This is a genomic window from Mycobacterium sp. NTMscope_Eco_3 (assembly GCF_976985685.1).
Window position 1 is genome coordinate 470751 of sequence record NZ_CDRJYZ010000001.1, and the last position, 18176, is coordinate 488926.

23 protein-coding genes are annotated in these 18176 nt (G+C 65.8%); 15 read left to right on the forward strand and 8 right to left on the reverse strand.

From position 1 onward, the window contains the following. Positions 1-115: 115 nt before the first annotated feature. Together AC0KTM_RS02305 and AC0KTM_RS02310 are read right to left on the reverse strand one after the other, a co-directional pair. Positions 116-721, reverse strand: coding sequence for a hypothetical protein (locus AC0KTM_RS02305; protein WP_472414864.1), 606 nt, complete (start codon positions 719-721; stop codon positions 116-118). After that, positions 718-1506, reverse strand: coding sequence for a hypothetical protein (locus AC0KTM_RS02310; protein WP_472414866.1), 789 nt, complete (start codon positions 1504-1506; stop codon positions 718-720). Before AC0KTM_RS02310 ends, AC0KTM_RS02305 begins: the two co-directional genes overlap by 4 nt. A gap of 213 nt (positions 1507-1719) precedes the next feature. Here AC0KTM_RS02310 and AC0KTM_RS02315 point away from each other — a divergent pair, with 213 nt between their 5' ends. Then, a complete protein-coding gene (locus AC0KTM_RS02315; RefSeq protein ID WP_472417346.1) occupies positions 1720-2109 on the forward strand; it encodes a hypothetical protein in 390 nt (129 codons plus the stop codon). Positions 2110-2114: 5 nt separating this feature from the next. Here the strand turns inward: AC0KTM_RS02315 and AC0KTM_RS02320 are convergent, their stop codons facing one another. Continuing rightward, positions 2115-2717: a TetR/AcrR family transcriptional regulator gene (locus tag AC0KTM_RS02320; protein WP_472414868.1), complete on the reverse strand. Its 603-nt coding sequence runs from the start codon at positions 2715-2717 to the stop codon at positions 2115-2117. A 100-nt stretch (positions 2718-2817) separates the two neighbouring features. Here AC0KTM_RS02320 and AC0KTM_RS02325 point away from each other — a divergent pair, with 100 nt between their 5' ends. The 4 genes from AC0KTM_RS02325 to AC0KTM_RS02340 are packed head-to-tail and all read left to right on the forward strand — an operon-like array spanning position 2818 to position 5286. After that, positions 2818-3603, forward strand: a complete 786-nt coding sequence (locus tag AC0KTM_RS02325) for a hypothetical protein (protein ID WP_472414869.1) — start codon at positions 2818-2820, stop codon at positions 3601-3603. Next, positions 3600-4415 carry a hypothetical protein gene (locus AC0KTM_RS02330; protein ID WP_472414871.1) on the forward strand — a complete coding sequence of 272 codons (816 nt, stop codon included), beginning with the start codon at positions 3600-3602 and terminating at the stop codon, positions 4413-4415. Before AC0KTM_RS02325 ends, AC0KTM_RS02330 begins: the two co-directional genes overlap by 4 nt. After that, the gene (locus tag AC0KTM_RS02335) at positions 4412-5002 is read left to right on the forward strand and encodes a cytochrome c oxidase subunit 3 (protein ID WP_225327384.1); all 591 of its coding nucleotides are present in this window, start codon (positions 4412-4414) and stop codon (positions 5000-5002) included. The genes AC0KTM_RS02330 and AC0KTM_RS02335 overlap by 4 nt, the downstream gene beginning before the upstream one ends. Further along, positions 5002-5286 carry a cytochrome C oxidase subunit IV family protein gene (locus tag AC0KTM_RS02340; protein WP_472417348.1) on the forward strand — a complete coding sequence of 95 codons (285 nt, stop codon included), beginning with the start codon at positions 5002-5004 and terminating at the stop codon, positions 5284-5286. Before AC0KTM_RS02335 ends, AC0KTM_RS02340 begins: the two co-directional genes overlap by 1 nt. Here the strand turns inward: AC0KTM_RS02340 and AC0KTM_RS02345 are convergent, their stop codons facing one another. Further along, positions 5287-6582, reverse strand: a complete 1296-nt coding sequence (locus AC0KTM_RS02345) for a cytochrome P450 (protein ID WP_225327383.1) — start codon at positions 6580-6582, stop codon at positions 5287-5289. Between the two features lie 194 nt (positions 6583-6776). Between AC0KTM_RS02345 and AC0KTM_RS02350 the strand changes: the two genes are divergently transcribed. Beyond that, positions 6777-7478 carry a TetR/AcrR family transcriptional regulator gene (locus AC0KTM_RS02350; RefSeq protein ID WP_472414873.1) on the forward strand — a complete coding sequence of 234 codons (702 nt, stop codon included), beginning with the start codon at positions 6777-6779 and terminating at the stop codon, positions 7476-7478. On the opposite strand, the gene AC0KTM_RS02355 is transcribed toward AC0KTM_RS02350, so the two are convergent. Then, positions 7394-7759, reverse strand: a complete 366-nt coding sequence (locus AC0KTM_RS02355) for a hypothetical protein (protein ID WP_472417350.1) — start codon at positions 7757-7759, stop codon at positions 7394-7396. The two genes, AC0KTM_RS02350 and AC0KTM_RS02355, sit on opposite strands and share 85 nt — an antisense overlap. A 71-nt stretch (positions 7760-7830) precedes the next feature. After that, positions 7831-8586 (reverse strand): enoyl-CoA hydratase/isomerase family protein, encoded by a 756-nt coding sequence (locus AC0KTM_RS02360; RefSeq protein ID WP_225327381.1) that lies wholly within the window; start codon positions 8584-8586, stop codon positions 7831-7833. A 107-nt stretch (positions 8587-8693) separates the two neighbouring features. On the opposite strand from AC0KTM_RS02360, the gene AC0KTM_RS02365 reads away from it, so the two are divergent. The 5 genes from AC0KTM_RS02365 (at position 8694) to AC0KTM_RS02385 (ending at position 12651) form a co-directional block, all read left to right on the forward strand. Next, entirely contained in the window at positions 8694-9113 is a 420-nt protein-coding gene (locus AC0KTM_RS02365; RefSeq protein ID WP_225327380.1) for a lipoprotein LpqH, read from the forward strand. A gap of 89 nt (positions 9114-9202) precedes the next feature. After that, on the forward strand, positions 9203-10393 hold the full coding sequence (locus AC0KTM_RS02370; RefSeq protein ID WP_225327379.1) for an amidohydrolase family protein: 1191 nt from the start codon (positions 9203-9205) through the stop codon (positions 10391-10393). A 23-nt stretch (positions 10394-10416) separates the two neighbouring features. Next, positions 10417-11832 carry a FadD3 family acyl-CoA ligase gene (locus AC0KTM_RS02375; RefSeq protein ID WP_472414875.1) on the forward strand — a complete coding sequence of 472 codons (1416 nt, stop codon included), beginning with the start codon at positions 10417-10419 and terminating at the stop codon, positions 11830-11832. After that, positions 11829-12455 carry a fatty-acid--CoA ligase gene (locus AC0KTM_RS02380; RefSeq protein WP_225327377.1) on the forward strand — a complete coding sequence of 209 codons (627 nt, stop codon included), beginning with the start codon at positions 11829-11831 and terminating at the stop codon, positions 12453-12455. Before AC0KTM_RS02375 ends, AC0KTM_RS02380 begins: the two co-directional genes overlap by 4 nt. Before the next feature lie 10 nt (positions 12456-12465). Next, entirely contained in the window at positions 12466-12651 is a 186-nt protein-coding gene (locus tag AC0KTM_RS02385) for a (2Fe-2S)-binding protein (RefSeq protein ID WP_225327376.1), read from the forward strand. 21 nt (positions 12652-12672) lie between these two features. On the opposite strand, the gene AC0KTM_RS02390 is transcribed toward AC0KTM_RS02385, so the two are convergent. After that, positions 12673-14388: an alpha-keto acid decarboxylase family protein gene (locus tag AC0KTM_RS02390; protein WP_238958400.1), complete on the reverse strand. Its 1716-nt coding sequence runs from the start codon at positions 14386-14388 to the stop codon at positions 12673-12675. Positions 14389-14423: 35 nt separating this feature from the next. On the opposite strand from AC0KTM_RS02390, the gene AC0KTM_RS02395 reads away from it, so the two are divergent. From AC0KTM_RS02395 to AC0KTM_RS02410, 4 genes are read left to right on the forward strand one after another with little or no spacing between them, the layout of a single operon-like run. After that, a complete protein-coding gene (locus AC0KTM_RS02395) occupies positions 14424-14867 on the forward strand; it encodes an SRPBCC family protein (protein ID WP_238958318.1) in 444 nt (147 codons plus the stop codon). A 5-nt stretch (positions 14868-14872) separates the two neighbouring features. After that, positions 14873-15955: a CaiB/BaiF CoA transferase family protein gene (locus AC0KTM_RS02400; RefSeq protein WP_472414876.1), complete on the forward strand. Its 1083-nt coding sequence runs from the start codon at positions 14873-14875 to the stop codon at positions 15953-15955. Between the two features lie 58 nt (positions 15956-16013). Next, positions 16014-16469 (forward strand): SRPBCC family protein, encoded by a 456-nt coding sequence (locus AC0KTM_RS02405; protein WP_225327372.1) that lies wholly within the window; start codon positions 16014-16016, stop codon positions 16467-16469. 58 nt (positions 16470-16527) lie between these two features. Further along, the gene (locus tag AC0KTM_RS02410) at positions 16528-16983 is read left to right on the forward strand and encodes an SRPBCC family protein (protein ID WP_472414878.1); all 456 of its coding nucleotides are present in this window, start codon (positions 16528-16530) and stop codon (positions 16981-16983) included. Here the strand turns inward: AC0KTM_RS02410 and AC0KTM_RS02415 are convergent. Next, positions 16976-18160, reverse strand: coding sequence for a pyridoxal phosphate-dependent aminotransferase (locus AC0KTM_RS02415; protein ID WP_225327370.1), 1185 nt, complete (start codon positions 18158-18160; stop codon positions 16976-16978). The two genes, AC0KTM_RS02410 and AC0KTM_RS02415, sit on opposite strands and share 8 nt — an antisense overlap. Positions 18161-18176 lie beyond the last annotated feature (16 nt).

An 18176-nucleotide genomic window follows, 5' to 3' on the forward strand; every position in this document is an offset into this window, starting at 1 on the left:
CGCGTAATCCGAGAGTGCCTATGGCACCTTTCCGCCGTCGGTTGCGGCGTCCTCGAGCGATGACGTTACACCGCTTCGGTCGGCCCGGTAACGGTTAGGACAAGATCCGCTGGGCTCACCCGGCCGGGTCGAATTTCGAGATCAGCCAGGAACCGTCGACTTTTGTCATCGTGACCAGGATGCTGCTCTGCGTCTTGTCGGGATCCTTCTTTTGCACGCTTGTCGTGGTCTGGTCGACGAAAACCAGCACGGAGGCCGAATTGGGATGCAATTCCGAGACCGCGGCCCGAATCACCTTGGCGCTGGCCGTCAGTTGCCCCTTTTGCGCCGTCGGCGCCACCACCTCGTCGGCGAATTTGCTGTAGTAGGTGAGAAAGTCGCCGGTGAGATGGGATTTCGCGTTGTTGAGATCGCGGTTCAAATGCTCGTACGAATACGACAACGCCGCCGTGGCACCATCTGACGCCGCCTGGATTGCCCGGCGCGCCGCCGCGTCGCCGACCTGCTGATCGGGCCGATACAGAAAGAAGTACACGCCGGCAGCGATTCCCACCGCGGCAATGACCAACGTTGTCGCGACGATTGAACGCCACCGTGCCAAATACCGGTTGGCGCGACGCCGAATCGCTGCCCGCCGACGCGGGCGTGCCGGTGCCTCGCCGGCGGGTGGCTTCGCGTCCTCGTCGGAGCCGTTCGGCGACGAGCCATGTTCGACGGTCATCGCAGGAAATCGACTTTCGACATCTTGAGCTGGCCGTCGTCGCGGTCCAGATTGACGCTGAGCCGAAACAAGGCCGGCGGCGGCTTGGCGTTATCCGGGCCAGTGGGAGTGGTTTTCGCCGCCACCAGCACGACTCCCGAATTGTCGCTCAATGACTCGACGGCGACGGCTTCGATGGTCACCTTGGTGCCGACCTTCGTTTCCTCGGCCTTGTTCACTATCAGGGGCGACAACACGGCTAGCTGGTTCTTCTGGTCCCCTGTGGAGGCATCGATCGAGCGCTGGACATCCTCCTTGGCATGATCGGGGTCAATCGACATCAGTGCCGTGACCCCTTGCCGGGCGGCTGCACTGAACTCCGTGGCGAGTTGGCGATTATGCACGGTGATGTGGTGCTGCCACAGCACGTAGCCGCTCGCGGCGAGAGACGCGGAGGCGAGCACGATGCCGACGCCGACGGATATCGTTTTCCGCCCCGGGCGCCGGAGCCACCCTGGACGTCGACGCCGCCCAGGACGCCGCAACCGTAACCGTTTCCGGGTCCCCTTGGCGGGGTGCTGCTCGACATCTTGGGCGTCGTCCGCGCGCCCGGCTTCGGTCGCCCCGCGCAGCTTCAACAGGCGTGCCCGAGCCGCCTCGGCGCGCGCTTCGGCTTTGGCGACTTCGTCTTCTACGTCCGTTTCTGACGGGCCCGCTGCGGCGCCGGAGTTCGATTGTGATTCGTCGGGAGCGGTACTCCTCGGGTCACTAGAATCGTCGGCGTTGGGCCCCTCCGGATCGTGCACGGAGAAGCAGCTTATCACTGGAGCCTGAGCTCAACGCCGCCGTCGGACGGCCGCCTTCGTGGCGCTTACATGCGGAAATGCGCGCCCGCCGGGGCGCGGAGTCGGGTGGCGTTCGGGATGGCCCGGCGCTGACCGCCTTTCGGTCCACGTGATCTTCTCCAACCAGGAGAATTTTCTTTTCAGGTGTGGCAGAGTAATCGGGTGCGATCAATCGTGCCTCTGGTTGCCGCGTTGCTCGGCGCCGGTGTGATGGCGGCGCCGCCAGCCTCGGCCGGGCCGACTGTCTGCGACTACCCCGCCTGCACCCCGGGCATCATGCCCCATCAGGTTCTCGGTGCGCCGTGTGACAACACGACCTACTACGCCTTCGGCGTCGCCGACGGATACGTCTCCTTCGCCTCCGAGCCCGGACGGCTGATGTTCTGCGGCTCGCCGCGGAGATACCAGCCTCGCTGGTTCCGCTCGCCTCCGATGGCCGGGGTCAAGGAAGAGAACGCCGACTGCACGAACTATCTGAACTACGTCGCGCAGGCGCCCGATGGTCTGTTCCTGATTTGTATTGCTCACGACGGCATATCGAGTTGGGTCCGCGCCGACACGTAGCCACCTCAGCCGCGGGTCTCCCGCGGTAGACCGAGCAGCCGGCGGCTTAAATCGGTAACCCGGTCGAGCAGTGTGTCGTCGTCGATGTCGGCGACCAACGGATGCATGACCGCGGTGCTGAGCGCGCCGGAGAACATCGCGGCCTCGATGCGCCCGTCGAGACCCGCATCGCTCAGTAGCACCCGATACAGGCGGTCCATGAAGAGTTGAAACGGCTTGTGCTCGGCCAGCAATCGGACGACGACGGGGTCGAATTGCAGCGTGCGCACCAATCGGCGGTCGCGAACGGCCATCTCAACCACGCCCACCAGCAAGGCATCTCGTGCCTGGGGCCCGTCGTCATAGGCTTCGGCGGCCTCGAGCGCCGGCGCGAGGCGGCCGAGTTCGCGCTCGGTGACGGCGATGACAATCTGCTCTTTGGTCCGGAACTGGTGGTAGACAGCGGCTTTCGTGATACCGACGGCGTCGGCGATCATCTGCAGCGACGTACCGCTGACCCCGTGGGTGGCGAACAGATCCAACGCGGCATCGAGTACCCGCGTCCGGGCCGGGCTGTGCGCGACGAGCCAGAATCGCTCACCGATGGCGGCCTGCCGTGCTGTTCCCACGCACCGAGACTAGACCACGCTATTGACCGAGGCTAGCCGATCGGCTAGCTTCGCTCACTAGCCGAGCTTTGGCGGCGATTCGTGCGGGGAAGGAGTACCGATGTCCGACGTCGGCGGAAACGATGCAAGCGGCGCCCAACAGGCGCGCACCGCGCCCCGGCGGACGGACGGCGAGCTGATCCTGCTCTGGACGCTGCCGGTGGCGCTGATCCTATGGATCGCCTCGTTCTTCCTGTTTCCGGGCTTCAATCCGCCGATGTCACCCTCCATGCCGGCGGATGCGGTCGCCGCGTTCTACCGCGATCCGGCCCACGTCCCGCAGATTCGCTACAGCATGATCCTGTTCAACTGGTTCGGGGTCTGCCTTGTCCCGATCCTGGCGCTGATCGTCCTGCAGATCCGCCGCATGGCGCATCGGACGCCGATCTTCTCGTATGCGATGTTGGGTTGCGTGGCCGGCGGTCCGACACTGTTTCTCGTCGCCAACGTCTGCTGGTTGCTGGCCGCCTTTCGACCGGAACGCAGCCCGGCGCTGACCCAGCTGCTCAATGATCTGGGCTGGATGACCTTCACCATCCTGGTCCCGTTCCTGATCGGGCAAAGCGTAATCCTCGCCCTGGCAATCTATTTCGACAACCAGCCGCGTCCGGTGTTCCGCCGCTGGGTGGCTTACTTCAACCTGGCGGTGGCGGCCGCGCTGGTTCCCGCCGCCTTCGTCGGCGTGTCGTTGACCGGCCCACTGGCCTGGGACGGGTTCTTGTCCTTCTGGGTCAAAAACGTTGCGATCGCGGTCTGGATCGTCGTGATGGGCGTGGTGCTGGGGCAAGCCGTCTACCGGGAGCGCGCCGAAAACGCCGGGCGCGCAGAGGAACTGGTCGACGCATGAGCGCGGTGATCACACCGCCCGCCTTCCCGGTCACGCCGCCTGCCGGACCGCTGCACCAGCGACTCGCCTGGCATCTACGGCACAACCCCAAGCGCGAACTCTGGTTGGCGTGGTGGACGCTCGTCGTGTTCTACAACATCTTCTTCCCGATGTTCTTCATCGTGGCGCAAGTCCAGCCCCCGCCGCAGCCCACTTGGGACCTTGCGACGCAGGCCCACTGGTTCTCCGAACGCCACCTCGGCGTACCGTTTGGCTTCGGCGTCATCTTCGCCATCAGCGGCATGATCGCGATCAACAACGCCCTGATCGCGTATTCGATGCGGCGCATGTCCGTCAGCCCCGCGTTCGGGTACAGCTATCTGATCATCTACTCGCTCAGCGCCGTACCCGGCATGCTGCTGCTCAACATCGCGCTGATCGTCGGGACGCTGCGACCCGAGCGAGACCCCGAAGCTCTCGGATGGCTCTACGACTTCGCCTTCCTGTCTTTCGACGGGACCATGGGGGTGTTCCTCATCGGGTCGCTGATCTGGATGGTCGCCATCCTGCTCGACAAGAATCGCGTGTTCCCCAAATGGTTCGGCTATCTCAACCTGTGCAACGCGCTGACCGAGGTGGTCGTGGCGCCGTGCTGGATCTTTCGGCGGGGCGTCTTGGCCTGGAACGGCCAGATCGCCTGGTGGCTGGACATGGTGGTGTTCGGCATCTACCAGGTCACGTTCATCGTCATGCTGTTCCAGATGATCCGGCGCGAAGACTTCGGCACCGGGCCGCTGCCCGACCGCGCCCGCAAAGAGGTGGCCACCCGATGACGGACCTCGCCGATCGGAACCGACGCGCCGTACCGGGGCAGCCGGACATGTGGGCGTTCGTGTTGTTCGAAACGCTGGTCTTCACCGCGTATTTCGGGTTCTACCTGTTCTACCGTGCCCACAATCCCGAGCTGTTCTTGCACTCCCAGGCGCAGCTGGATTTGCGGATCGGGGTCTTCAACACCCTCGTCTTGCTGCTGAGCTCCTGGTCGGTGGCGCGCTGCGTTCAGTCGGCGCGCGCCGGCGCCTACCGGGCGGCGCTCAAAGACGTCTACATCACCGCCGCATTCGCCGCGGTCTTCCTCTTCTTCAAGGTGTTCGAATGGGCACGTCTGGTCGGCATCGGACACGGGTTCGACAGCGACGACTTCTTCACCTACTATTTCTTCCTCACCGGTATCCACTTCGTGCACCTGCTGATCGGCTTCGTCGCGCTCGGCGTCATCGTCTACCAAATCCGCAGAGCGGCGCGAAAAGCGCGGGGCGCCAACGACGCCCAGCAACTTGTCGAAACCTGCGCGACCTATTGGCACACCGTTGATTTCCTATGGGTGCTCATCTTTGCGCTGCTGTACGTGGTGAGGTGATCGGAATCAAGTTCAACAAGCGGTTGATGATCGTCTGGCTCGTCCTCTCGGCGCTCACGCTGGCCTACCTCTGGATAGATCACTCCGCCGGCGGACTGCTGAAGTCCAGCGCGGTGGTGACGTCGAGCGTCATCGTGATCGCACTCATCAAGGTGCGCATCATTTTTCGCGAGTTCATGGAGGTGCGAAGCGCTCCGGTCCTACTGTGCCGACTCACCGATGCGTGGGTGGCGCTGATCGGCGCCGTCTTGCTCGGCTGCTACTTCGTCGGCATGCAGGTCTGACTAGGCCACGGGTGCGACCGCATCGGCGGTCGTGAACGTCAGGTGCAGCTCGCTCAAACCCCGCAAGATATACGTCGGCTCGTAGCTGTAGCGGCGCTCGGCGCTCGGTCCGTGATGGGCCGCGTCAATCTCGATGTGCGACATCCGATCCAGGAGCCGCTCGATCGAGACACGGCCCTCGACGCGGGCGAGCGGACCGCCCGGGCACGAGTGCACGCCGCGGGCGAACGCCATGTGCTCGCGCACATTCTTCCGGTTGATGTCGAACTCGTGCGGGTTGTCGAACCGGCGCGGGTCGCGATTGGCGGCGCCGGGCAAAATCATCACCACGGTGCCGGCGGGGATGTCGACGCCGCCGATGCTCGTGGCCTTACGGGCAAGGCGGGAATCGCTTTTCACCGGGCTCTCCATCCGCAGCGATTCCTCGATGAACGCCGGGATCAGGCTGCGGTCCTCGCGCACCTGCCGCTGGATGTCGGGCCGGTCGCCGAGCACCTGCAGGGCGGCGCTGAGCAACTTGGCGGTGGTTTCCTGCCCGGCGGCGAAGAGGAAGGTCGCCGAGCGAACCACGTCGATCACCTCGGGCGTCGACCCGTCCGGGTACTTCGCCTCCGCCAGGAAGGTCAGCACGTCGCCGCGCGGCTCGCGACGCCGCTCCTCGATGTAGTGACAGAACTTGTCGTCGAGCCATTCCAGCGGGTTGATCCCGACCGTCTCGTGATCCAGGGCGCCCACCCGCGCGCCGGGACGATCGGCGCCCAGCACGGTGCGGAACTGCGTGTGGTCTTCCTCCGGGACGCCGAGCAGGTCGGCGATCACCAAGGTGGCGAACGGCTTTGAGTATTCGGCGATGAACTCGCACTCACCGTTGTGCAGGAACTCGTCGAGCTGGCGATCGGCGAGCCGCCACATGAACTCCTCGTTCTGCTTGAGCCGGCTCGGGGTCAGCAGCTTGGCCAGCACCGACCGGGCCTTGGTGTGGTCCGGCGGATCCATGGTGACCATGTGCTCGAACATCGGGAACGAACTGCGGTGCTCGTCGATCTGTGCGCTGATGTCCTCGCCTTCGGGGGTGAACGGCAGCGGAGGGAACGGCCCGCCGAGCGCGACGATGTTCGAGAAGGTGTCCGGGTCCTTGTAGACCTCGGTGGCTTCTTCGTAGCCGGTGATTGCGACGACGCCGTAGTGCGGCAGCCGCAGCACCGGGTTCTGGCTGCGCAGATAGTCGAAGTAAGGGTGCGGATCTGGGACCAGAGACGGATCGGTGAAGAAGTCGATCGACTCGAAGGTGCTCATCGGATTGCGTCTCCCTGGGCTGGGTTTACCGGTGGTATCGGCGGCAAGCGGTACCGCCGCGGTGATTTCGAAATCGGAAATGTGCTGAGCACCTGCTTAGCATGGCGGTAATGTCAGGGTCAAGATCGAGGGCGCCGCGCCACGATACGATCCGAGTGGTCGGCACGGGATGGCACACAGTACGGAGCAGGGACATGACATCTGCCCGCAGGATCGGGGCGCCGGACGCGAAAAATCGCGCGTTGCTGCTCGACGCGGCCGAGCAGCTGATGCTCGAAGAGGGCTATGCCGCGGTCACCTCGCGTCGCCTCGCGAACAAGGCGGGGCTGAAGCCTCAGCTCGTGCACTACTACTTCCGCGCCATGGAGGAGTTGTTCCTCGAAGTCTTCCGCCGCCGCGCCGAGGAAGCGCTCGAAGTGCACGCGCGACTACTGCAATCGCCGCAGCCGCTGTGGGCGCTGTGGCGGTTCGGCACCGATCCCGCATTCACCCGGATTTCCATGGAATTCATGGCGCTGGCAAACCACCGAAAGGAGATGCGTACCGAAATTGCCTACTACGCTGCGCGCCTCCGCGAGGACCAGCGCCAGGCGGTGACGGCCGCGCTGGAGCGCTATGGGCAAGTCCGAGAAGACATACCACCCGTGGTCTGGACGGTCTTGATGAGCAGCCTGTCATGGTTCCTGGTGCTCGAGCAGGCGGTGGGCATTGACGGTGGCCACGCCGAAACCGTGGAGCTGGTCGAAAGTTATCTGCGTCGCTTGGAGGGCGAGCCGCGACCCATCGAAGGTATCCCGCAGACCTGGATGGTTCACCAATTCCGCAGCGAGCAGAGCACGCCTTTGGGGCCGTCCTTGGATACGACGACGGCTCCGTCTACCGCCAAGTCGCAGTGAAGGTTTGGCGCCCCGGGCTCGGTACCCGTGCTCGCCACGACCATCGCATACACGTCGGGTTTTGACAGGTCCAGCTCGTAACTCCACGGCTTGCCCGGTGCGAGGTCGATGTCGACGTGCGGCGTGAACGCGTAGGGGTTGTGGCTGTAGTCGGCGAAAATGGCCGGCTCATGATCCAGGTAATAAATGCTGGTGTAGATCGGATTCTGCGCGGACACCGTGTACTTGACGTGATGCATGACGGCCTCGTCGGCATGCGCCCGGCCACTTCCCGCCAGCACGCCGGCCGCCACCAACAGGGAAGCCGACGACACGACGGACCCGACGCCCATCGCCGTCCTCAGATTGATGGTCATGACGCTCCTCCGGCCGCCGGGCGAGGTTTGCTGTTGCGGGTCATGACCCGTTCCGCGGCCTGCCAGTGCGGGTCGGCAACCCATAGCCGTGCAAAGGATGCTATCGCCTCCTCAGGGGAAACTCCGCGGATTACGCGCTTTATCTCAGTCGCCGGGAGGCGGGCGAGCGACCGTGCCACAGCACGCCACCCTTCGTCGGGTGAGTCGAAGACGGCGCGCGGTAACACGCGGTCCACCAGGCCGATTTGCTCCGCGTCCGCCGCGCTCAGCGTGATTCCCGAGCCGGCCAGCAGCAGCGCCTTGCTCTTTCCGACCAGCGCGGCCAACCGCTCGGCACCGCCCCAGGCCGGCATGATCTCGAGCTGCACCTGGTTGAAGGCGATCTTGATGTCGTCGGCGGCCACGCGGATGTCGGCGGCGACGGCGACTTCGGCGCCCCCGCCGAACGCATGACCGTTGAGCGCGGCGACGACGGGAGCGGGGAAGTCCGCCAGCTGATCGCAGATCGACCGCATGCGCCGGGCCATCGCTGCGGCGTCGGCTTCGGTCCGCAGCGCGCTCAGTTCCTTGAGGTCACCACCGGAGACGAAAGCGTGCTCTCCGGCGCCCTTGATCACCAGCGCCTGGGCGCCCGCCGCCGCATCGATCGCCTTCTCCAGCTGGTCCATGGTGTCCAGGCCGATCGCGTTGCGGGCGTGCGGGCGGTCGATGGTGACCACCGCCAGCCCGTCGTCGATCTCCAGGTCCACCATGCGTCATCGCTCCTCGACAGCAACCCGATATTGGCATTCTCTTTTCGCGAGAATAACATCATCGCTGCAGGCAAAAGAATTTTCGCCTGCGGGATGGAGGTGGCTTGGTGCGGAACCGAACAGTGGCCGCCGCTGCGGCCCTCGCCGTCGCCTTGCTGGGGGCATGCACGTCGCATCCACCGACCCAGATCGCCAGCACGGCATCAGTCACCGTGAACGGGACCGATCGAAACTTCCACATCGTGAAGTGCGGTCAGGTGCAGTGGACTCGGATGATCGACATCGGCAGCGAATTCACCGGCGCCAAGGTCGTCGTCGACGAGAGCGCGCAACCGGCGACGGCCCAGTCTGTGCGCATCCGGAACGTGGGCGGGTTCAGCGGGATGTACTCCCAGGGTGGCGACGGCAACGCCGACATGAGCATGACGGGCGACAAATTCACCGTCACCGGCACCGCCAACGGCTACAAGACCGACAAACCCAGTGAACCGGCCACCGCCACGTTCAAAATCGTCGTGACGTGCTGACACCGCGCCGAAGCGGGCTCGGCGAGGCCCACGTTGCGGTTGGGCGCCTGTAGAGAATAGTATTCTCACAAATCAAGAAGGAGGATTCCATGGGCCAGTTGTCCCACAAGGTGGACGTTCCGTTCCCGATCTTTGACGCGGATAACCACCTCTACGAGCCGCCGGAGGCGCTGACCAAGTTCCTGCCCAAGGAGTACAAGGACTACGTCCAGTACGTGCAGATCAACGGTCGCACCAAGATCGCCATCCGCGGCCAGATCAGCAACTACATTCCCAATCCGACCTTCGAGGTCGTCGCCCGGCCGGGCGCCTGGGAGGAGTACTTCAAGTACGGCAACCCGGACGGCAAGAGCAAGCGCGAGCTGTTCGGTGAGCCGATGCGCGCGATCCCGGCGTTCTTCGAGCCCGGCCCGCGCCTGGAGACGATGAACGAGCTGGGCCTGGACAAGACCCTGATGTTCCCGACGTTGGCCAGCCTCCTGGAGGAGCGCCTGCGTGACGACCCGCTCGCCATCCACGTCCTGGTCCACGCGCTGAACGAGTGGCTGGACGAGGTCTGGGGCTTCAACTACCAGAACCGCATCTTCACCACGCCGGTCATCACCTTGCCGATCGTCGAGAAGGCGATCGAGGAGCTGGAGTGGGCGGTCAAGCGTGGTGCCCGCGCCATCCTGGTCCGCCCGGCGCCGGTCCCCGGCTTCCGCGGCCCGCGGTCGTTCGCGGTGCCCGAGTTCGACCCGTTCTGGGAGCGGGTCGTCGAGCACGACGTGCTGGTCGGCATGCACTCGAGCGACAGCGGCTACTCCCGGTACACCTCAGAGTGGGACGGCGCCGACCAGGAGATGCTGCCGTTCCAGACCAACGCGATGGGCATCCTCAACGAGTGGCGGCCGATCCAGGACTCGGTGGGCTCGTGGGTGATTCACGGCGCGCTCTACCGGCATCCCAAGCTCAAGGTCGCGATCGTCGAGGCCGGTTCGAAGTGGATGACCCCGTTGCTGGACGGCCTGGCAGAGGTCTTCCGCAAGGCCCCGGAGGCGTTCCCGAGCGACCCGGTCGAGATGGTCAAGAGCCGGATTCACGTCAGCCCGTTCTTCGAGGACGGCATCGACGACCTGGTCAACCTGGTCGGTGTGGATCAGGTGCTCTACGGATCGGACTGGCCGCACCCCGAGGGGTTGGCGGAGCCGACCTACTACATCGAGGCGCTGTCGCACCTGTCCGTCGATGACCAGGCAAAGATCATGGGCGGCAACCTCGGTCGACTCGTCACGGTGTGACGTCCTGGCGGACCATCCCCGAGATGGTCTTGAGCGCGGCGGACCGCTTCGGCGACGCGGAAGCAGTCGTCGACGGTCCGCTGCGCCTCACCTTCACCGAAGTTGTCGAGCGGATACGCTGTGCCGCAGGCTCTTTCGCGGAACTCGGCATCGAAAAGGGTGACCGCGTCGCGATCTGGGCGCCCAACTCGGCCGAGTGGATCATCGCGGCGTTCGGGTTGCTGACGGCCGGCGGCGTGCTCGTCCCGGTCAACACGCGGTTCAAGACCGAGGAAGCCGGCGACATCATCGTCCGCGGCAAGGTGAAGGCCGTCCTGGTCCAAAAGGGCTTTCTGGACCAGGATTACACCCTGTCTTCGAAGCCCTCCGGGCTTCCACCGGTCATCGATCTGAAGTCCGACTTTTTGTCCAGCGGTTCGCCCTTCGAGCGGCCGGTGCGCGGCACCGACATCTCCGACATCATCTTCACCTCGGGCACGACCGGCCGCCCCAAGGGGGCGATGCTCAATCACGGCCAAACGCTGCGGATGTACGAGGAGTGGGCGACGCTCGCGGACCTGCGTGAGGGCGATCGCTACCTGCAGATCAACCCGTACTTTCACACGTTCGGTCTGAAGGCGGGGTTGGTGACGTCCTTCCTGCGCGGCGCGACGATGCTGCCGGTCGCGGTCTTCGACATCGACACCGTGGTGGATCTCATTGAGCGCGAACGCATCACGATGCTTCCCGGCCCGCCGACGCTGTACCACTCGTTACTGAGTGTCGGTGACAAGTCCAAGCTGTCGACGCTGCGGGCCGCGGTGACCGGCGCCGCCGACATCCCGGTCGAACTGGTCCGTCGCATCCACGGCGAACTGCCGTTCGAGACGTTGATGACCGGCTACGGCCTCACCGAGGCCGGCAACGTGACGCTGTCGCGGCCCGGGGATTCCTTCGAGGACGTCGCCACCACCGCGGGGCTGCCCTGCGACGGAGTCGAGGTGCGCATCGCCGACGACGGCGAGGTGGTGGTTCGCGGCTACGGCGTCATGCAGGGCTACCTCGACGACCCCGACGCGACGGCCCAGGCGATCGATGCCGAGGGCTGGCTGCACACCGGAGATCTGGGAAGTTTCGACGACGCCGGCCGGCTGCGCATCGTCGGCCGCAAGAAGGACATGTTCATCGTCGGGGGCTTCAACGCCTATCCCGCCGAGATCGAGGGCTTCCTGCTCAACCACCCCGCCGTCGCGCAGGCGGCCGTCATCGGTATCCCCGACGAACGGATGGGCCAGGTGGGCAAGGCGTTCGTGGTCCGCAAGGGCGAGGTCGGCGCCGACGAATTGATCGGCTGGTGCCGCGACCGCATGGCCGGGTTCAAGGTGCCGCGCGCGGTACAGTTCCTTGATTCACTCCCACTCAACGCGACGGGGAAAGTGATGAAGGACCAACTTCGATGAATGACGGCGATATTCATTCGATGGTGATCGCGTCGGACTACCGTGTCCCGGATCCGTCGCGAGTATGGCCGTTGCTGGAACGCAACAAGGCGGCCCTGGCCGATATCGGCGCGCACCACGTGCTGGTCTACACCTCGACGCACGACTACGGCCGGGTCCTGGTGATGATCGGAGTCCACAGCCGCGAGCCGATCGTCGAGCTGCTGCGGTCCCGGGTGTTCTTCGATTGGTTCGACGAAGCCGGCGTGGACGACATCCCCGCGGTATTCGCCGGCGAGATCATCGACCGGTTCATCGCCCAGCCACCGCACACCCCGGCGGCCCCCGGGGTCGTGGTGGCCGCCATCGCGTCCGTCAACGATGTAGCCCTGCTGACCTCCGAAGTCAGTACGGCCATGGACAGATTCACCACGGCAGGCATCCGAAAGACCTGGGTATTTCAGGCTTTCGACGATGATCACGAGGTGCTGATCCTGCAGGAGTTCCCCGACGAGGAAAGCGCGCGGGAGTGGATCGACCACCCTGACGCCGCGGCGCAGTGGATGTCGGGAGCGGGCATCGGCGCCTATCCGCCGCTGTTCGTCGGGCGGTTCTCCGACATGATGCGCATCGAGGCGGACTGAGGGTCCGCCGGTGTTCGTGTGCCTGTGTAACGGGGTCACCAGCCAGACCGTGACCGAGGCCGTCGAGTGCGGGGCGTCGACCACCAACGAAGTCGCCCAGGCGTGCGGAGCGGGCACCGATTGCGGTCGCTGCCGGCGGACGGTGCAGGCCATCCTGCGATCGTCGGCGCCGGACCGGACGCCCAACTCGATCTGAGGCGGCCGGCGCGGCTGTATATCAGCGGCGCGGACTGCCGTCCGGTGACGTCGGCTGGACGAGTTCGACGAGCAGGCGAGGAATCTCGAGCCGCGGCAGCACCACCTCGACGAAAACCATGCGGTCTTTGTGTTCGGCGGCGGCGGTCAACGCCTCGTCGAGCTCCCCGTAGGTCTGGACCCGAAACGCCAGGTGATCGGTGACGCCCAGCGCGTGCGGAACGTCCGTCCACTTCCAACTGACGATGTCGTTGTACGGCGCCGTCTCGCCGTGGATGGCGCGCTCGACGGTGTAGCCGTCGTTGTTGACCACCACGATGACGGGGGAGAGCCCCTCGCGTGAGAACGTGCCGAGCTCCTGGACGGTCAGTTGCGCGGCGCCGTCCCCGATGAGCAACACCGTGCGGCGGTCCGGATGCGCCACGGCGGCCCCGAGGGCGGCCGGCAACGTGTAACCGATTGAGCCCCATAGCGGTTGACCGATGAAGGTGACCCCTTGCGGCAACCGGTGGTCGGCCATGCCGTAAAAGGAGGTGCCCTGATCGGCGAGCACCACGTTGCCCGGTGTGAGGGCCTGGCACAGCCGATCCCACACCATTTTTTGGGTCAGGGGTTGATCGCGCGGCGGGGGCGGCGGGAGCGGCTCGGCCGGCGGCGAGGCCACCGGGGGCGACGAGGCCCCGCGCCGGGCCAGGATGGTGGCCAACGCTTCCAGCGCGGCGCCCATTTCCAACGGCGCGAAGACTTCTCCGGCCACGCTGCTTTGGTACTGGCCGACGTCGATGGTCCGGGCCGGGTCGATCCGCTGGCTGAAGAAGCCGCTCACCATGTCGGTGAACACCACGCCGGCGGTGACCAACACGGGAGCCTCTTCGATCGCGGTGCGCACCGCCGGGGCGCTGGCCGAGCCCGCGTAGATCCCCAGGAAATTTGGTGAGCTCTCGTCGAGCAGGCTCTTCCCCCACATCAGCGTGGCATGCGGGACGACGTCCGCCGCCAGCAACGCCTCGAGTTCTTTGATCGCCTGCAGGCGGTGGACCAGCAGGTCGGCGAGGACGGTGAGCCGGTGGCCGCCGATGAGTTCGGTCGCGGCCTCGACGAACATCGCCAGCGCGCGGGGGCTGGTGCCCCCGCTGTAGCGGGGCAGCGGAGCCTCGGGCGGCTCGGTGGGGAACCGGGCCACGTCGGTGGACAGCAGGATGTATCCGGGTCGCTTCTGCTCGCGCACCTCGGACAAAACCCGGTCGATCTCTCGGCGGGCCGTTGCGGGCATGAGATTGGCTTGAGCGCAAGTGATTTCGCGGCTGACCCGGAAGAAGTGTTCGAAGTCGCCGTCGCCGAGCGAATGGTGCAGCGCCCGGCGGGTGCCCTGGGCGTCCTTGGACGGGCCGCCGACGATGTGGACGACGGGGACCTGCTCGGCGTAGCTGCCCGCGATCGCATTGGCCGCCGACAACTCACCGACGCCGAATGTCGTTACCAAGGCCGACATTCCGCGCAGCCGTCCATATCCGTCGGCGGCATAGCCGGCGTTGAGCTCGTTGGCGTTGCCGACCCACCGCAGTCGGGGGTGGGCGATGATGTGGTCGAGGAACTCCAGGTTGTAATCACCGGGAACGCCGAATATCTCTGAGACGCCGAGTTCGGCGAGGCGGTCCAACAGGTAGTCACCGACGGTGTATGCGGGATCGGTCGCAGCATCAGTCACAGGCACGACGGTACGCTCGGCCGAATCCATTCCGGGCGCGACGCCGTGCCAGTATCGTGCGGGCCATGGCACTCAAAGAATCCCGCGACATCGTGATCGAAGCCAGTCCCGAGGAGATTCTGGACGTCATCGCCGATTTCGAATCGATGCCCGAATGGTCGGAACCGCACCAGAGCGCGGAGGTCCTCGAGACCGGCGACGACGGGCGCCCTCGGCAAGTCAAGATGAAGGTCAAGGTCGCCGGGATCACCGACGAACAGGTGGTCGCCTACACCTGGGCGGACGACGCGGTGAGCTGGACGCTGGTCAGCTCCTCGCAGCAGAAGGCGCAGGACGGGAAGTACACCCTGATACCGCAGGGCGACAAGACCCTGGTGAAGTTCGAGCTGCTCGCGGACCCGAATGTGCCGCTGCCCGGCTTCGTGCTGAAGCGCGCCGTGAAGGGGACGATCGACTCCGCCACCAAGGCCCTGCGTGAGCGCGTGCTCAAGGTCAAGAAGGGCAAGTAGTCACCGTGAGCGGCGGTGGCCCGCTGGCCGGGGTCCGAGTCATCGAACTCGGCGGCATCGGACCGGGGCCGCACGCGGGAATGATGCTCGCGGATCTGGGCGCCGACGTGGTGCGGGTGCGGCGGCCCTCGGGCGGTCTCGAAATGCCGGCCGAGAGCCGGGACCTGTTGCACCGCGGCAAGCGGATCGTCGACCTCGACGTCAAGTCGCAGCCTCAGGCACTGCTGAACCTCGCCGCCAAGGCCGACGTGCTGCTGGACTGCTTTCGGCCCGGCACGTGCGAAAGACTCGGCATCGGTCCCGACGATTGCGCCGCGGTCAACCCGCGGCTGATCTTCGCGCGGATCACCGGCTGGGGGCAGGACGGGCCGCTGGCGCACATGGCGGGTCACGACATCAACTACCTGTCGCAGACCGGCGCGCTCTCGGCGCTCGGCTACGCCGACCGGCCGCCGATCCCGCCGCTGAACCTGGTCGCCGACTTCGGCGGCGGCTCGATGCTGGTGCTGCTCGGCATCGCGGCCGCGCTCTACGAACGGGAAGGTTCGGGCAAGGGTCAGGTCATCGACGCGGCGATGGTCGACGGGGTCAGCCTGTTGGCCCAGATGATGTGGACCATGAAGTCCACTGGCGCACTGCGGGACCGACGCGAATCCTTCCTGCTCGACGGTGGCGCCCCGTTCTACGGTTGCTACGAGACCGCCGACGGTGGCTACGTGGCCGTCGGGGCCATCGAGCCACAGTTCTTCGCGGCGTTGCTCGATGGGCTCGGCCTGTCACCCGAGGACGTGCCCGGCCAGCGCGACCGGGACTCCTACCCACAGATGCGCGACGTCTTCGCGAAACGGTTCGCGAGCCGGACCCGTGACGAATGGGCGCGGACGTTCGCCGGCACCGATGCGTGCGTCACCCCGGTGCTGACGTGGACCGAAGCCGCTGCCGACGACCACTTGCGGACGCGGTCCACCGTCATCACCGCCCACGGTGTCGACCAGGCCGCACCCGCCCCACGCTTCTCGCGGACACCGTCCGGACCCATTGAGCGACCGCCGGCGGCGACCACACCGCTTGACGAAATCAACTGGTAGACCGTCGATTACATCGAACCTATCCACGCCTGGGCCGGCGTTGCTAAATTTGATCTCAGTGGCCGTAAAAGCATCACGCGAATTCGTCGTCAACGCGCCGCCAGAAGTGGTCATGGAGGCGCTGACAGATGTCGGCGTCCTCTCGTCGTGGTCACCGCTGCACAAACACATCGAAGTGATCGACCGGTATCCCGACGGCCGGCCCCACCACGTCAAGACCACCATCAAGATTCTGGGCCTCGTCGACAAGGAGATCCTGGAATATCACTGGGGCCCCGACTGGGTCTGCTACGACGCCAAGGGAACCTCACAGCAGCACGGCCAACACGTCGAGTACAACGTCAAACCCGAAGGCGTCGGCCAGACCCGGGTGCGTTTCGACATCACCGTCGAACCGGGCCGGCCCATGCCCGCGTTCATCGTCCGGCGGGCAAGCGAAAGCGCCCTCGACGGGGCGGAAAAGGGATTGCGCGACATGGTGATGCGCGCCAATCGTTCAGCCGAGCCGGAATAGAGGGTGTCTGTGGTTTTAGGGCCTCACCGGTTGCGGCGCTGTTGTTAACTTATTAGTAGTGGCTGTACAAGCATCGTCGGAAATCGTGATGGATGCGCCTCCGGAGGTCATCATGGAGGCGCTCGCCGATATGGACGCGGTGCCGTCGTGGTCGTCGGTGCACAAGCGGGTCGAGGTCGTCGACAAGCACCCGGACGGGCGGCCGCACCATGTGAAGGTCACGATCGCGGTGACCGGCATCCACGACACGGAACTGCTCGAATACCACTGGGGGCCCGACTGGATGGTGTGGGACGCCCACAAGACCGCCCAGCAACACGGGCAGCACGGGGAGTACAACCTGAGCCGGGTGGGCGACGACAAGACCAGGGTGCGGTTCACCATCACCGTCGAACCGTGGGCCCCGCTGCCGGAGTTCTGGGTCGCGCGGGCCCGCAAGAAAATCCTTCATGCCGCGCTGGAGGGCTTGCGCAAGCGGGTGATGGGCCGCGAGGGCTTCGGCCCGGCTAGGTAGCGCCGTCCTTGAGCGCGGACAATCGCTTGATCGCCTCATCGAGCGTGTCGTCGCGTTTGCAGAAGGTGAAGCGCACCAAGTGATTCCACACGTCGGCCGGCCCGTGCACGGTGTCCGGATCGCAGAAGGCCGACATCGGGATCGCCGCGACCCCGACCTTTTCGGGTAGCGCCGCGCAGAACGCGGAGCTGTCGTCGTAGCCCAGCGGGCGCGGATCGGCGCACAAGAAGTACGTGCCGGCGCTGTCGTGCACCTCGAACCCGATGTCGGTCAGCCCGGCGGCCAGCCGATCGCGCCTGGCCTGCAACGTGGCGCGCAGGTCGTCCACCCACGCGCCCTCCCGCTCCAACGCCAAAGCCACGGCCGGCTGGAACGGCGCGCCGCCGACATAGCTCAGATACTGTTTGGCCGCGCGCATTCCGGCGATGAGTTGCGCTGGGCCGCAAGCCCATCCGATCTTCCAGCCGGTGCAGTTGAACATCTTGGCGGCGCTGGAGATGGTGATCGTCCGCTCGGCCATGCCGTCGAAACCGGCCAGCGGCACGTGCTGGCGGCCGTCAAACACCAGATGTTCGTACACCTCATCGGTGATCACCAACAGGTCGGCCGCGACGGCGATCTCGGCGATGGCGGCCAGCTCGGTCGCGCCGAGCACCGTGCCGGTCGGGTTGTGCGGTGAGTTGACGATCAGCGCGCGGGTCCTCGGCGTCACCGCGCGGCGCAGTGCGTCGGCGTCCAGGGCGAAACCGCGGCCGTGGGGGACCAGCGGCACGGCGACCCGCCGCGCGGAGGCCATCGCCACCACCGGCGAGTAGGAGTCGTAGAACGGCTCGATGAGCAGGACCTCCGAGCCGGGCTCGATCAGGCCGATCACCGCCGAGGCGATGGCCTCGGTCGCCCCGACCGTCACCAGCACCTCGGTGTCGGGGTCGTACTCGATGCCGTATTGGCGGCGACGCTGGGCGGCGATCGCGTGCCGCAGCGGCGCGATGCCGATCCCCGGCGGGTACTGGTTGACGCCGTGGGCGATGGCCTCCTGGGCGGCCTTCAGCATGGCCGGCGGCCCGTCCTCGTCGGGAAATCCCTGGCCGAGGTTCACCGCCCCGATCCGCGCGGCCAGGGCCGACATCTCGGCGAACACCGTGGTCGCGTACGGACGCAGTCGCGAGACCGTCATGGTGGACGAGCTTAGG

Coding starts and splice junctions, on each gene's coding strand:
- AC0KTM_RS02390 (WP_238958400.1), bottom strand. CDS start 14,388: ATGGATTCGGCCGAGCGTACCGTCGTGCCTGTGACTGATGCTGCGACC.
- AC0KTM_RS02375 (WP_472414875.1), top strand. CDS start 10,417: ATGGTCTTGAGCGCGGCGGACCGCTTCGGCGACGCGGAAGCAGTCGTC.
- AC0KTM_RS02330 (WP_472414871.1), top strand. CDS start 3,600: ATGAGCGCGGTGATCACACCGCCCGCCTTCCCGGTCACGCCGCCTGCC.
- AC0KTM_RS02415 (WP_225327370.1), bottom strand. CDS start 18,160: ATGACGGTCTCGCGACTGCGTCCGTACGCGACCACGGTGTTCGCCGAG.
- AC0KTM_RS02335 (WP_225327384.1), top strand. CDS start 4,412: ATGACGGACCTCGCCGATCGGAACCGACGCGCCGTACCGGGGCAGCCG.
- AC0KTM_RS02305 (WP_472414864.1), bottom strand. CDS start 721: ATGACCGTCGAACATGGCTCGTCGCCGAACGGCTCCGACGAGGACGCG.
- AC0KTM_RS02370 (WP_225327379.1), top strand. CDS start 9,203: ATGGGCCAGTTGTCCCACAAGGTGGACGTTCCGTTCCCGATCTTTGAC.
- AC0KTM_RS02360 (WP_225327381.1), bottom strand. CDS start 8,586: ATGGTGGACCTGGAGATCGACGACGGGCTGGCGGTGGTCACCATCGAC.
- AC0KTM_RS02345 (WP_225327383.1), bottom strand. CDS start 6,582: ATGAGCACCTTCGAGTCGATCGACTTCTTCACCGATCCGTCTCTGGTC.
- AC0KTM_RS02395 (WP_238958318.1), top strand. CDS start 14,424: ATGGCACTCAAAGAATCCCGCGACATCGTGATCGAAGCCAGTCCCGAG.
- AC0KTM_RS02350 (WP_472414873.1), top strand. CDS start 6,777: ATGACATCTGCCCGCAGGATCGGGGCGCCGGACGCGAAAAATCGCGCG.
- AC0KTM_RS02325 (WP_472414869.1), top strand. CDS start 2,818: ATGTCCGACGTCGGCGGAAACGATGCAAGCGGCGCCCAACAGGCGCGC.
- AC0KTM_RS02380 (WP_225327377.1), top strand. CDS start 11,829: ATGAATGACGGCGATATTCATTCGATGGTGATCGCGTCGGACTACCGT.